Here is a 14,094-nt window from a genome sequence, read left to right as displayed (position 1 = left end):
TTGATGATCAACAACCCCAAGTTCTTGATTAGGTAATCCTAGGTTTTCAAAGAAATATTGAGGAGGCTCCATGCTCTGGCTTTAAATAATTATTCTATAATTCTTGTAATTCGACCATTCGCTTGAACACATGGGATTTCTCCAACAGTTCTTCGTAACTCCCTATGTTTTCAATTTGACCTTCCTTCATCACGACTACCCGGTCGACATTCTTGATTGTAGATAATCGGTGGGCAATAATGAGCATGGTGTATTGCCCTTTTAATTCATCAATATTTTCTTGAATAGCTTTTTCTGTCTCAGAGTCTAAAGCAGAGGTTGCCTCATCCATGAATAGAAAATCTACTTGCTTGTACAACTCCCTTGCAATTGAGATTCGTTGTTTTTGCCCTCCGCTTAGACTAATTCCATTATTGCCTAAACGCGTATTTTCCTGATGCTCGAGTCCATGCACAAACGCTAAAACATGGGCTTTTCTCAAGGCGTCTTCAAAGCGTCCTAAATTGGTTTTATTGTGTTCGGCCCAAAAGGTGACATTGTTAAAGAAGGTATCATCAAAGATGACTGGGTCTTGGGTAATGTACCCGATGTGCTTTTGCAGGGATTGGATATCTAAATCGTTGACCGGTAGACCGTCTATGAGGTACACCCCTGATTCAGGGCGAATAAGTCCGGTAATGATATTCAATAAAGTCGTTTTCCCCGATCCACTTTCTCCTACAAAAGCTACCGATTCATTCTTCTCAATGGTTAAATTGATCGCTTGAAGTATAGGTCTATTTTTCTGATACGAAAAACCAATGTTTTTTAATTCCAAGCTATGTTCAAAAGCCGTAAAAGGTTGCCTTCCTGGTGTGTTAGCATGGGCTACAAGCTCATTAAAAAAAGAACTCATATTATCTAAAGAACCCGAATACCCCAAAAACTGATTATAGGAAGTTTGCAATGCAGTCAAAGATGTTAAACCTCTGTAGAAAAAAAGCAAACTCAAAATAATAGTACTCAAGCCTCCTCCCAGAACATTAACTTGAATTAAGATAACACTCACCACTATCCCAATCATCAGGGGTTCTCTTAACCCCATCATGATACTATTCAATACACCCATTTTACGGTTGGTCGCTTCAATATCTAAGACTTTAAGTCTAAGAAATTCCGAATAACCCTGCATGGCTGCCGTAGCTTTAAGGTATTTAAAGAAAGCCACTGCTTGAATGATATAGCCCTGAAAAGTATGATTACGCTTCACCAGTTCGCTTGAAAGTATTTTTGTTTTCCGATATAACGCACTAAATAAAAAGTTAGAAAACACGCCACCAATAACAATTAGAACAGCAAACTCAGGGCTAGCCAGAAAAGCCAATGCCGCATAGGTGAGAATCATTACTAGTTGCTGTAGCATAGTGCTGTAGGTTCGGAATGCCTGCATAACGCGTTCCACTTCACCACTCATGGTATTTTGAATAGCTCCGGCATCAGCATGCACAAAGGCATTATAACTGTAGTTAGATAATGCCTGGATATTATCTAATCGAATTTTGGCAATAAAGAATTGCTGGTACACGACCCTCATGTAGCGCTCAAAAAAGGTAGCTATCCCTTTAAAAATAAAAAAAACTAGCATGGTGAGTAAGACTACATTCAAGTTGAGGTTTAAACCAAGTGTTCTTAGTCCATCTAATAAAAAAGCTAAGTTTCCTAATTTTTCTGAGGATGCCTGAGCATTCGGATCGGCGATAAGCTCTAGCAAGGGGAGAAACATAGTTAGTCCCAAGCCATCCAGAAGACCGACGAAAATACTGGTGATTAGCAGCACAGACATTCTATACCTCAGATGGTGATAGAAGTACGCTAAGTGCGGCAAGAAGTTTTTAAGAAGTCTTTTCATTGGCTTTTAAGCAGTCGACAAACATCAAAGTAATGATAGAAATAAGATAGGGCATAATAGAAACTGACCTACAAAGCATTATGATGAAGTAATCAAGTGAAATGGTCAACGACTAAACCACTTACGGCTTTTATCCTCTTCATAGTAGCCATACCCATTTCCATAACCGTATCCATAACCGTATCCATTCCCTTTGCCCTCCTTTACCCCATTCAAGACAATGGCCGGCTTCTTCAACTTACCTGCTGTTCTCATTCCATCTAGCCCGATCAGCATTTCCCGTTCTGTTTTTGCGTAGCGAACCGCAAAAATAGAAATATCGGTATAAGGAGCCAATAAAAAAGCATCCGCGACCAAGCCGATAGGGNCCGTATCAACAATGATATAATCGAAATGCTCCTTGAGATAGACAAACAATTCTTTCGTTTTGGGGCTACTCAGTAACTCTGCCGGATTAGGAGGTATTGGGCCACTGGGGATGATAAACAAGTTATCATGTACATAAGAAGATTGGATAATCTCTTCAATAGGAGATTCCCCGATCAAAAAATTGGTAACCCCAAGGCTTTCATGGTCCAAGTTCGAGGTCAGATATTCCGATAATTTAGGCTTGCGTAAATCCATCCCAACTACTACGACACGCTTATTGGTAAAGGCCAAGCTTAAGCTCAGATTGACCGCAATAAAGGTTTTCCCATCACCGCTTACCCCTGAAGTAATTAAAATACATTGCTTTGCTTCTCCCGTAGACAAATAAGTCAAATTGGTCCTCAGTAAACGAAACATCTCCGCAATAGCCGTACGACTATTCGCCTTTACCACCAGGCGATCGCCGTCTTTATTTTGCGCTATCGTACCTAAAACCGGCACCGTCGTATATTTATTGATGTCGCTCTCGCTGTAAATCTTATTGTCCAGCAATTCCCTGATAAAGATGATGCCTACTGGCAAGCTAAACCCGAGCATGAGGAATATCGCATAAATTTGCAGAGGCTTANGCTCTATTGGAGCAGGACTCGTGATGGCTGGATCAATCACCCGCGCATTGGGTACGGTGATGGCTGCGGATAAGGCCGTCTCTTCCTTTTTTTGTAGTAAAAACAGGTAGAGCGCTTCTTTGATATTTTGCTGGCGCTTAATCTCCAGTAACTCTCGCTCTTGTCGAGGAATTTGGTTGATCCGCTTTTGCAATTCGTTTAGCTTGCTCTGCGTTTCCCGAATGGACAATTGCAGGTTTTGTCGCAAAGCCTGTACACTTTGCGTGATGTTATTGCGCATCTCGCCCAGCTCCTGATTCAAACTCAATAACTGGGGGTTCTCCGAGGCGGCAGAGCGTTGCAAGCGCTCTCGGGTGAGAAGTAAATTATTATAAACTGTGATTTGCTCGTCCAGGCCTCCCGCATCTTCCAGAACAATGTTCGCAGGAATCAGATCGTAACTATCCGGGTTGGCGGTAAACATCTTCTCTACCGAGTTTAGCAATTCCAGTTTTATTTCCTGGCGCGTCAGTTCGTTGTCGTACTGGCTAATTTCACTCAAAATAAAATCCACCGCCGTAATCGCTTCCCCAGGAATACTGTTACGTTCTTTGTAGGTCTCCAAACCTCCTTCCACTATACTTAGTTCGGAAGTAAGCAAGCGTAGTCTTTCGTCAATAAAATCAAGCGTCTTTTTCGCTACCTGGTTTTTATCGTCAATAGCCGCCTGATTATACACTTCAATGAGGGTATTGATGATGTCAGAAGCTCTTTCCGGTACTGGATCTTCCATTTGAATCCGCAAGACACTCGAGTAATCTCCAATCGTTTTCACCTCTAGCTTCAACAGGTACTTCCCAGGACTGCCACCAATTCGAATATTGATGATACCACTGCTATTTATCTCACTTGCATTGTGACTCAGCCATAATGTATCCTTTTTCACCAGCAAGGGTTCGGCAAAATTATGGATAGTTGCCACTCCTTCCCCATCAAACAAAGTATAGGAGTGATCGTCCAGCAACTGTACTTCTAGTTGAATGCCTCTTTTCCCATCTTGCCAAGCTATCGAATCTACTAAAACAGGCGACGTTTGCCCGTAATATTCCGTGTCTTTGATTCTCCCAATCCCTGAATATCTTATTTCTAAATTCAGTTTATCCATCACCTCCTGCATGAGGCTGCTGGATTTCAGGATTTGAATTTCATTGTTGATGTTATTACCCGGCTTTAGTATCCCTATTTCCTGGAGTACAGCTTCTTCGGAGAGCCCTCCAATATCGCCGCCTCCCTCTTTATCTTTGATCAGAATAGTCCCTGAGGCCCGATAAATTGGAATACTGTAACGCAAGTTCAAACGGGCCAAAAAAAATGCCAGAATGACACACAGGGCGATCCAGTACCAGTTGCGTAAAATACTCATGACGAGTTCTTTTACGTCGATGGGGTCTAGTTCTTGCGAAGCAGGGTTAGGGTTAGGAGAATGTTGAGAGGTGTCCAATTTTTTTGTTCGTGGGTTACTTATACAAATAGGTAAAACGCCAATTAGTTACAATCGGCTTAAAGTGAGCGCCAAGGTCGTCAGGGAAGTTATCGCCGACAACCACGGTAATAAACGCTGCGATTGATCCCGAATAGAGGCCGTCTTTACTTTCAAGGGTTCTACATAGACCACATCGTTCTGTTGAAGGTAGAAAAACGGCGAAGCAAAGATATTCCTATCCTGGAGGTTTAAGCGAGCGGTCTGCCGTTGCCCATTTTGTTCGCGGATCACCAGTACATTGGTTCGATTGCCGTAGGAGGTAATGTCCCCTGCTTGCCCGAGGGCATCAAGGATGGTCATCCGTTCATTAGCTACAAAAAAAGTATTAGGGTTACCAACTTCTCCTAGTACTGTGATTCTAAAATTCAGGAACCGTACCATCACGACCGGGTCGTTCAGAAAAGGCACCAATTTTTCCTTTAAGGTATCGCGCAGCTCATCCGTGGTCAACCCAATTACATCAATCGTACCCAACATTGGAAAATCGATGGTTCCTTCTCTGGTCACCAAATAGCCGATCAAAGGGCGCATTCCACTACCTGCATTGAGGTTGGTCATTCCCGGCGGATCTACATTAAACGGCTCTACCGCCGAAAGCTCCAGGGCTTTTACACGAATAGATAGCAGGTCATCCGGCTGGATCTGCAATTGCGGCAAATTCGTAATATCTACGGGGGTTGCCGAAAAGGCTTCTCCCTGGTTGAAATTCAGTAGTTCTTCGTGCGTAACACAAGAAGCCAAGAGCAAAGGGAGTAGGAGGAGATAGAAGAGTTTTTTCATAAGCTGGGTTAGCTCGTTGGATGGTTCGTTGGTTGGATGGTGTAAAGGTGTAAATGTTGGGTTATCAAATACTTCTGACTTTTGATTTGGTTGGATTGTTCATGGTTCGAGGGTTCGATCGTTGGATGGTTGCGGCTGTTTATTAATGTGTGTTTGACTAAAACCATTTCAAACGTATCTACCTGATAACTCGTTTAAAAATTTCTGCGGGACTGTCTGCTACCAGGTAGGCTTTGACGGCGCTGCGCGAGTCACCTAATTTTGAACAAGCTCGCTACTAGGGAAAATCAAAACAACGCTTACACTTTTACACCTTGTAAAACATCTTATACCAATCAATAAACGCCTTAATCCCATCTTTAATCGGCGTTTCTGGCTTATAGCCCAAATCATCCATTAAATCATGAACATCAGCGTAGGTGGCGGGGACATCTCCCGGTTGCAGATCCATCATTATCTTTTTGGCCTCAATACCCAACTCCTCTTCGATAGCGGAAATAAAGTCCATCAACGTCACCGGGTCATTATTGCCGATGTTGTAGACTTTGTAAGGGGCTTTCGAGGTAGAGGGGTCCGGTTTTGCGCCCGTCCACTCTTGATTGCCTTGTGGTGGATGCTGGATAACTCGCACGATACCCTCCACAATATCGTCGATATAGGTAAAATCACGGACCATTTTGCCGTGGTTGAACACCTTAATGGGCTCCCCCTTCAGCATAGCGTCGGTGAAGAGGAAGAGGGCCATATCCGGGCGCCCCCAGGGGCCGTAGACGGTAAAGAAACGTAAGCCAGTAGTCGCCAATCCAAACAAATGGCTGTAGGTGTGGGCCATCAGCTCGTTGCTTTTCTTGCTGGCAGCATATAGCGAGATAGGGTGATCCACATTATCGCTAGTCGACAGCGGCATCTTCTCGTTCAGGCCATATACGCTGGAGCTAGAGGCATAAGCCAGATGCTTGACACCATTGTGGCGGCAGCATTCCAGGATATTGGTAAAGCCAATAATATTGCTATCGATATAGGCTTGTGGGTTGATTAAACTGTAACGAACCCCTGCCTGGGCAGCTAGGTTCACGACGGCATCGAATTGCTCGGTAGCAAAAAGCTTGTCCATCCCAGCACGGTCTACCAAATCCAATTGGATGAAGCGGTAATTGGGGTGGGTTGTATTTTGTACAAGTTCTCCTACCTTAATCGCATTCTTTGGAATTCCCGCACGTTCCAACCTACCGTACTTCACGTTTACATCGTAGTAATCGTTGATGATATCAAGGCCTACAATCTGGTGGCCATCGGCGATCAGGCGGTTCGCTAAGTGAGAGCCGATAAAGCCGGCGGTTCCAGTAATTAGAATTTTCAAGCCAACTTATTTTTTTACGTAGTTGAAACTACTTTCTTAAAATATTCATAGGTCTTACGAATTCCTTCTGCTCGATCTACCGTAGGTGCCCAATTTAATATGGATCTTGCTTTCGACAGGTCCGGCTGGCGTATTTTTGGGTCATCCTGAGGCAGTGGGCGGTAGACAATATGCGCTTTGGGGTTGTCCACCAACCGAAGTACTTCTTTCGCAAATTCCAAAATGGTCGTTTCGGCATCATTACCGATGTTCACTGGCTCAGCGCAGTCACTCATCAATAAACGATAAATACCTTCGACCAGATCATCTACGTAACAAAAGGAACGCGTCTGAGATCCATCGCCAAAAACGGTAAGTCCTTCTCCCCGAATAGCTTGGGAGAAAAACGCGGGTAATGCTCGACCATCATCTACACGCATTCGGGGCCCGTAGGTATTAAAAATACGGACGATGCGGGTCTCCAAGCCGTGGTAGGTATGATAAGCCATGGTAATGGCCTCCTGAAACCGCTTAGCTTCATCATAAACGCCCCGTGGTCCAATCGGGTTGACGTTCCCCCAGTAGGATTCTGGCTGGGGGTGAATCAATGGATCACCATATACTTCAGAAGTAGAGGCAATGAGCATGCGCGCTTTCTTGGCCTTGGCCAAGCCTAACAGGTTATGTGTTCCTAATGACCCTACTTTTAGCGTCTGGATCGGCATCTTCAAATAGTCGATCGGACTAGCAGGCGAAGCGAAGTGCAGGATGTAATCCAAATTACCCGGTACATGGACAAACTTACTAACATCATGGTGATAAAACTCAAAATGAGGATTAGGAAACAGATGTTCAATATTGGCAATATTTCCAGTCAACAGATTGNCCATACCTATCACATGGAAGCCTTCCAAAAGGAAGCGATCACAGAGGTGAGAGCCTAAAAACCCGGCAGCACCGGTAATTAATACCTTTTTCAATTCGATCTAATTGTTAATGAAAGTAATAGGTTATCGCGCAAACGGATGCTTCACCAACGGCAACTTCGCCAGCGGGTGATAATCGCCCTGCAAGCCCAATGGTTGCTGATGGCGGATAGCGTGTACCGCCTCAATGGCCGGACGAGCTGCATCTAACGGGAAACCCTCGCCAGCCAGAATCGCTTCATAACTACGGGTATGCAAAGCCTCAAAACCGCCACTAAACTCAAACTCCTCCCCTTCTATGGTTAAAGAACGATAAGTTCGGGCGCCGGCAGCTTGAACCGCTGCTGGGATAGTATCATAGTTTATACTGAGAAACCAGCGTACGCGGGCTTGCTCCAACTCCAGGAACCCTGCTGCACGATCGTGGGTGTGTATATGCACTTTACTCTCCTGGATATCTCCAAAAATCCATTGCAGCATATCGAAGAAGTGGACCCCGATATTGGTAGCGATACCACCCGATTTTTCCTCATCGCCCTTCCAACTGGTGTAGTACCAGTGACCGCGAGAGGTTAGGTAAGTCAGATCGATATCAAATTTATGGCCCTTGGGGGCTTTTTGCACGCGTTCTTTCAGCGCAATCACGCTGGGGTGCAGCCTCAACTGCAATATATTGTAGACCTCTTTTCCTGTCTCGCGGCAGATTTCCTGTAGGGCATCTACATTCCAGGGATTCAACACCAATGGCTTTTCGCAAATGGCATCGGCTCCCTGCCGTAAGGCAAAGCGGATGTGCGCATCGTGCAAGTAGTTCGGAGAACAAACGCTGACGTAATCTATCGGTGTTCCTTTTCGCTTTAATTTATCGAGATGCCGATCAAAGCGTTCGAATTCCACAAAGAAATCGGCCTTAGGGAAATAACGATCCATCACCCCTACCGAGTCACTCTTATCGTAAGCTGCTAGCAGCTCGTTCCCTGTAGCATGAATGGCCTCCAAATGGCGAGGAGCTACGTAGCCTGCGGCCCCGATGAGGGCGAAAGACTTAGTCGTTAGATGGTTTGGGGGTTGGATGGTTTGGGGGTTAGTGTAAGGGTGTAAGGGTGTAAGGGTGTAAGGGTGTAAGGGTGTAAGGGTGTAATTTAAAATTTCAAGCCCTTATAATCCCTTTTATGTACTTATATGGTTCAAAAAAAACACCATGCTAAAACAGGAATCCCAAGACGAAACGACGCCCCTATCATGCCTTCCTCCCTCCGTGAGGGAGGACCGAGGAGGGAGCTTGTGCCTATGTGGTTCAAAAAACTAGATTTCTGCATTTTTCATCCCCGGCAGGTATTTCCCCAATAAGCGGTTCAGTTTGCGATCAGCGAGTAGGCGTTCGAGGTTATCGGCGTGGCGCTCATGGTGGAGGTCGGAGCCGAGATAGTCGATCATCCCTGCTTTTAGCAGTGCCTTGGCATTATCCTGGGTTGGTTTTCCGTAGTAGCCCACCAGCGATAAAAGGTTAAGTTGAAATTCGACACCTCGGTCTTTCAACTCTTTGTATTTTTTAAAATTATCCCGAAAAAAGAGATACCGTTCAGGGTGTGCCAATAGCACTTTATAGCCCTTGGTTTGCAGCTGAAAAATATGCTGCCCCAAGTTTGGTGGTGCTGAAACGAATGACATTTCTACGAGTACCCGATTTCCCGGCAAAGTAAGCAAGGAACCTGTTTTTATTTTTTCCCCAAATGCTTCATCCATCAAATATTCTGCTGCTGCACCAATGGGTATATTTAGGCCAACTTCCTTCATCGCCGCGCGTACTTCTGTTAGCTTTTCGCGGATGATTTCCGGCGTATTCGGGTACATATCTGCCATGATATGTGGTGTGGTAAATAACCGTGTAAACCCCATCCCTTGCAAGCGCCGAATCAGTGCCAAGCTATGGCCCACATCTTTTGCTCCGTCATCAATCCCGGGGAGGAGGTGGGAATGGAGGTCCAGGGCGAGGGTGCCGTAGGAGGGGATTTGGGGATGTTTACGGAATAGGTTGAGCAAGCGGTAGATATTTCAAAGTCGGAAGTGGGAAAGCGGAAATCGGAAGTATTTTTTATCCGCTAGTGGCATTTATCAGCCCTCTAGCTATACAAAATACACGTGCCCCATTAATTTCGACTTCCCACTTTGAGAAAAGCATTATTTTAAGGATTCTTTTTTGCGTTTCATCATAGAAACAATAATCGCAGTCAACTGATCAGCTTCTTGATAAAGTTGATTTGCCTCCTTATGGATAGGCTCCCATTTTTTGTAAAAACGCGCCAAATCCAACCAATAACAGGTTTCGTCCCCTTCTTCTTCGGCTATTCCTAATTTTGCCAAGTATTCTTTATCAGAACGAGCGCGAAAAGCTGCCCTAAAGTTTGCGCCAGTAGAAGAAGCTGATTTCGTCAGCTGAAATACAACATTCCTTCCAGTAGAGGTATTAGGAACTTTCTCACAAAATGCCCATACATTCAACACGAATTCCTTAAAGCGTTCAGTGAGTCCATACCGTGCTTCTTGATCTTCTACTAAATTCGGTTCACTCATTCCTATACCCTAAGGACCTACGCGTGCCCCATTAATTCCGAATTCCCACTTCCGCTTTCCGACTTCAAAAAACGGCTTCGCCCTCCATAAGTCGCAAGGGCTTGTGGTCTAAAGGAGCTATGAGCGTAATCGCGCTGCATATTATCTACGGTGCTTTTGACGGTACCTTGTGGGTAAGTCACAGGGAACACCAGCCCTGTTATCTAGTCGCTAGACAGCGAATGTTTCTAACTCAGACTACCTGGCTGTAATTTGCGCAAGTGGCCAGGGTTGACTTCCATCAGCAAGTCATACCCCAGGGTTTTCAGTTCGACAACCAATTTTTGGCGGCCCAGTTTTTCTACCAACACCCCTTTTAGACCTGTCAGCTGACCGGCGATGACTTCTACTTCATCACCTTTATGCAAACCGACAGGATCAATTTCGACATTGGTGACCTCCCCTACGATACGCCTGAGCAGATCAATTTCTGCCTCCGGAATAGCGAGGAGGTTACGGCGAATCTTCAAAAAGCGTTGTACAAATTGGGTTTCCAAAACGGGAACGTACTGTGCTTGTGTAATATTTACAAACACGTAGCAGCTGATGAGTGGGAGCTCTACCTGACGGGTTTTTCGTGTATAATGCCGAGTCAGTTGTTGAAGTGGAACGTAGGCCGTGATACCTTTCTTGCTAAGTAGCTCCACGACCTTTTTTTCACGCTTATAACCCGTATACACTGCAAACCATCGCGCCTCCGTGAGGTGCAAGTGGTTTTCATATTCTTGCTCTGCAGATAGTATTTTAGTTTTCAAGCTCTTAGTCATGGGGTTAACGGGATTGTTCCAATTAACTGCCCAAAGGTATTGTTTATTTGGTTTTTGACCTACTTTAGGCTAACTAATCTAATACTCACGGCCTCTCTTAACAATCAATTTATATTAACCCCAAGCCACAAGCAAACGAGTTTAGAGTCGCCAATAGGTAAGAGGTGAACCCGTGGCCGGATAAGTATATAACGATTTGAGATCAAACAGGATAGGCTCTTCCTTCATCATACTCGTAAAATGTGCCTCATCCAACTCCTGGTATTCCTTGTGAGAAACCGCCACTATGATGGCATCGTAATCATCAGAAACTTGATCTACCAAAGTCATTTTATACTCGTGCGCCAGCTCATTAGGCGACGCATAGGGATCACTAAGATGTACATGAACGGAGTATTCCATCAACTCGCGTGCCACCTCTATCACTTTTGAATTACGAATGTCTGCTACGTTCTCTTTAAAGGTAGCCCCCATGATCAACACCTTTGTATTCTTAGGGTTTTTACCTTTCTGAATTAACAGTTGAACCATCTTTTTAGCGATAAACGCCGGCATAGCATCATTTACCCGACGGCCACTAAGAATAACTTGAGGATCATAGCCTAACTCTTTGCTTTTGTGCAAAAGGTAGTAAGGATCTACACTGATACAGTGTCCCCCCACCAAGCCGGGTGTAAAACGCAAAAAATTCCATTTAGTCCCGGCAGCTGCTAATACTTCTGTGGTATCAATGTCCATCTTATCAAAGATCATGGACAGTTCGTTCATGAAACTGATATTGATATCTCGTTGGGTATTTTCAATAACTTTTGCGGCTTCTGCTACCTTGATAGAAGCTGCACGGTAGATACCAGCAGTGATCACGGCACCATAGACTTGAGCAATTTCTTCCAAAGCTTCGGCGTCCGAGCCACTAACAATCTTGAGGATTTTGTCTACGGTATGCTCTTTATCTCCTGGATTGATTCGTTCAGGAGAATAACCCAATTTGAAATCACCAGCAGCAAAATTCAGACCGCTTTCTTTTTCGAGGATAGGAAGACAGTCTTCTTCTGTAGCTCCAGGATAGACGGTGGATTCGTAAATAACATAGTCCCCTTTTTTGAGGGCGCGCCCAACAGTTGTAGAAGACTTGATCAGCGCCGTCAGGTCAGGAACGCGATGCTCATCCACCGGTGTTGGGACTGCTACAATATGAAAGTGAGCATTTTCTAAGTCGACAGGATCACAAGAGAACTGAATGTCTTTATCAAGGAAAGCATCCGCAGTCAATTCCTCCGATGGGTCTATACCATTCTTCATCATATTGACCCGCTCTTCGCTGATATCAAAGCCAATTACTTTGAACTTCTTGGCCAATTCCAGTGCCAAAGGAAGCCCTACATAACCCAGGCCTATCACTGAAATACTTTTCTCTTTGCTAGCTAGTGCTGCGTACATGCTTCATCAGTTTTTGAGGAGCCGCAAAGGTAAGAGGTTGTTTGGGAAAATGCCCTAACTGGTTCTTATTATTTGATTTTGGATAGGTGAGTGCGGTAAGGTGCGGTAGGGTGCGGGGTGCGAACTTTTACACCTTTACACTTTTTCAACCTTTACACCTTTTTGGTGCGGGGTGCGGAAACGTGCTTGGTACGGGGTAACTTCTGAATTCCGATTTCTTACTTCCGAATTTGAGGTGCGGGGGACATTGGGTTTTACTTCAAATGCAAACCACTGAACTCCAAAAACTTACAGTCTTGGCATAAAAAAACATTTACGTATATCGTGGATTTTTCAGGGATTATGACTCCTTATATATAGAACCTTAAACAATAGTAATGGGAAAAGTAAGTCGTTTTGAAGAATTGAAGTGTTGGCAAAATGCTAGGCTATTTGTTAAACAAGCATACGAAATCAAAGGGCCCTTAGATAAAGACTATGACGCTCGACGACAGTTTAGGCGAGCTGCTCTCTCGGGAATGAACAACATAGCGGAGGGCTTTGGTTGTTTTTCCCGGAAGGAATTTATTCGCTTTTTGGAGATCAGTCAGCGCTCAATTATGGAATGTAAAAGCATGCTATATGTCTTTGAAGACTTGGGCTATCTGGAGCAATCATACCTTCTGCAACTGCATGGAGATGTAGACATCTTACGCAAACAAGTTATGGGACTGATAAGGTCTTTACGGTAATAGACTGCAGAGCTTTACGTCCGGGGGGTGTTTTTTTGTGCGGGGTGTTTTTTTGTGCGAGGTGCGAGGTGCGGGGTGCGAGCGGTCGCACATCGCACCCCGCACCTAAATAGCACCTCGCACCCAGCACAAAAAAACACCCCGCACCTAGCGTCCTTAGACGCTAAAACCCTCTAATCTCCCCAGCCAAATTACTGCGAGTATATTTTTCTTGTGGGTCGCCAGAATATTGGATGCGCCCACCTGTATTGGCGACGGCATCAAGGTGTTCGTTGGCAACGACGCGAGCTAAGCCACCGGTGTTGGACTTCACTTCTGTATGATCTGAAGAAAGGCGGGAAGCGTCGTATTCCCCACCGGTATTAGCGGTTGCATATTGGTTTTTCACCGTTCCGGAGAGTTCCATATTAGCGCCTTCTGTGGCGGCGGCTTCGAGGGTGTGTACCTCCAGTTGGAGGTCTACCTCAGCGCCACTACCGGCCTTGAGTTCCAATCGATCGGCAGTCAGAATTTCCCGGCTGCTGAGTGCTGCTCCTGCGAGGACACGGATTTCGTCAAGGTTACGATATTGTACACGTAAGCGCAGACGGCGATCACCCTTGATCCAGCCATCCACCAAGCTCAGCTTGAGGGTACTTCCTTTTAGACTGATGTTGAGTTCGCCTTCTGGGTAATCCGTACTTTCGATAATTATCTGGTCGGTTTCTCCGTGTTCGAGGTAAACTTCCAGTTTTCCACTGACAACCAAGCCGGTGAAAGGCCCAATTTGGCGGGTTTCCTGAGCTTGAGCATAGGTAATCTGGGTCGCAAGTAAAAAGACAAATAGTAGGTATCTCATATTTCTTTTGGTTTTTTGTGGTTGCTTTACTAGCTTCTTACAATGGATAGATGTAACTGATGAAGAGGGCCCCCTATTGTATGTGGTAAAAAAGTGGAAGGGAGGAAAGGTGTAAGAGTTCCTTAATGGTTGGATGGTTGGATGGTTCGATCGTTGGATGGTTCGACTTTAAAAGGGAGTCGAAGGTTTGCTTGCAAATTTTAGAAACGGCAGACCGGAACCGAACAGGTGGAGGCGGCGCCCGGAGGGTGC

At 45.0% G+C, this 14,094-nt stretch carries 12 protein-coding genes; 1 reads left to right on the top strand and 11 read right to left on the bottom strand.

The window, feature by feature from the left end; translation table 11 throughout:
* Positions 1-94: 94 nt before the first annotated feature.
* The 10 genes from A3EU_RS0110490 to A3EU_RS0110445 form a co-directional block, all read right to left on the bottom strand.
* Positions 95-1,888, bottom strand: a complete 1,794-nt coding sequence (locus A3EU_RS0110490; protein ID WP_026211327.1) for an ABC transporter ATP-binding protein — start codon at positions 1,886-1,888, stop codon at positions 95-97.
* Positions 1,889-1,993: 105 nt separating this feature from the next.
* Positions 1,994-4,366 (bottom strand): GumC family protein, encoded by a 2,373-nt coding sequence (locus A3EU_RS30030; RefSeq protein ID WP_020536115.1) that lies wholly within the window; start codon positions 4,364-4,366, stop codon positions 1,994-1,996.
* Positions 4,367-4,414: 48 nt separating this feature from the next.
* Entirely contained in the window at positions 4,415-5,188 is a 774-nt protein-coding gene (locus A3EU_RS0110480) for a polysaccharide biosynthesis/export family protein (RefSeq protein ID WP_020536114.1), read from the bottom strand.
* Positions 5,189-5,495: 307 nt separating this feature from the next.
* A complete protein-coding gene (locus A3EU_RS0110475) occupies positions 5,496-6,548 on the bottom strand; it encodes an NAD-dependent epimerase (RefSeq protein ID WP_020536113.1) in 1,053 nt (350 codons plus the stop codon).
* 14 nt (positions 6,549-6,562) lie between these two features.
* Positions 6,563-7,507, bottom strand: coding sequence for a UDP-glucuronic acid decarboxylase family protein (locus A3EU_RS0110470; protein ID WP_020536112.1), 945 nt, complete (start codon positions 7,505-7,507; stop codon positions 6,563-6,565).
* Positions 7,508-7,537: 30 nt separating this feature from the next.
* Positions 7,538-8,527, bottom strand: a complete 990-nt coding sequence (locus tag A3EU_RS0110465; RefSeq protein WP_044085682.1) for a Gfo/Idh/MocA family oxidoreductase — start codon at positions 8,525-8,527, stop codon at positions 7,538-7,540.
* 231 nt (positions 8,528-8,758) lie between these two features.
* Positions 8,759-9,496, bottom strand: a complete 738-nt coding sequence (locus A3EU_RS0110460; protein WP_020536110.1) for a tyrosine-protein phosphatase — start codon at positions 9,494-9,496, stop codon at positions 8,759-8,761.
* A gap of 138 nt (positions 9,497-9,634) precedes the next feature.
* Positions 9,635-10,027, bottom strand: coding sequence for a four helix bundle protein (locus tag A3EU_RS30025; RefSeq protein WP_020536109.1), 393 nt, complete (start codon positions 10,025-10,027; stop codon positions 9,635-9,637).
* A gap of 227 nt (positions 10,028-10,254) precedes the next feature.
* A complete protein-coding gene (locus tag A3EU_RS0110450; RefSeq protein ID WP_020536108.1) occupies positions 10,255-10,833 on the bottom strand; it encodes a UpxY family transcription antiterminator in 579 nt (192 codons plus the stop codon).
* Between the two features lie 141 nt (positions 10,834-10,974).
* Positions 10,975-12,273, bottom strand: a complete 1,299-nt coding sequence (locus tag A3EU_RS0110445; RefSeq protein ID WP_020536107.1) for a nucleotide sugar dehydrogenase — start codon at positions 12,271-12,273, stop codon at positions 10,975-10,977.
* Between the two features lie 377 nt (positions 12,274-12,650).
* Between A3EU_RS0110445 and A3EU_RS0110440 the strand changes: the two genes are divergently transcribed.
* A complete protein-coding gene (locus A3EU_RS0110440) occupies positions 12,651-13,004 on the top strand; it encodes a four helix bundle protein (RefSeq protein ID WP_020536106.1) in 354 nt (117 codons plus the stop codon).
* A 163-nt stretch (positions 13,005-13,167) separates the two neighbouring features.
* Here A3EU_RS0110440 and A3EU_RS0110435 read toward each other — a convergent pair whose 3' ends face one another.
* The gene (locus A3EU_RS0110435) at positions 13,168-13,842 is read right to left on the bottom strand and encodes a head GIN domain-containing protein (protein ID WP_020536105.1); all 675 of its coding nucleotides are present in this window, start codon (positions 13,840-13,842) and stop codon (positions 13,168-13,170) included.
* Positions 13,843-14,094: the final 252 nt, after the last annotated feature.

This window comes from Lewinella cohaerens DSM 23179, from assembly GCF_000379805.1.
Classification (GTDB): domain Bacteria; phylum Bacteroidota; class Bacteroidia; order Chitinophagales; family Saprospiraceae; genus Lewinella; species Lewinella cohaerens.
The sequence above is the reverse complement of the archived record's forward strand: the minus strand, read 5'-3'. Positions and strand labels throughout refer to the sequence as shown.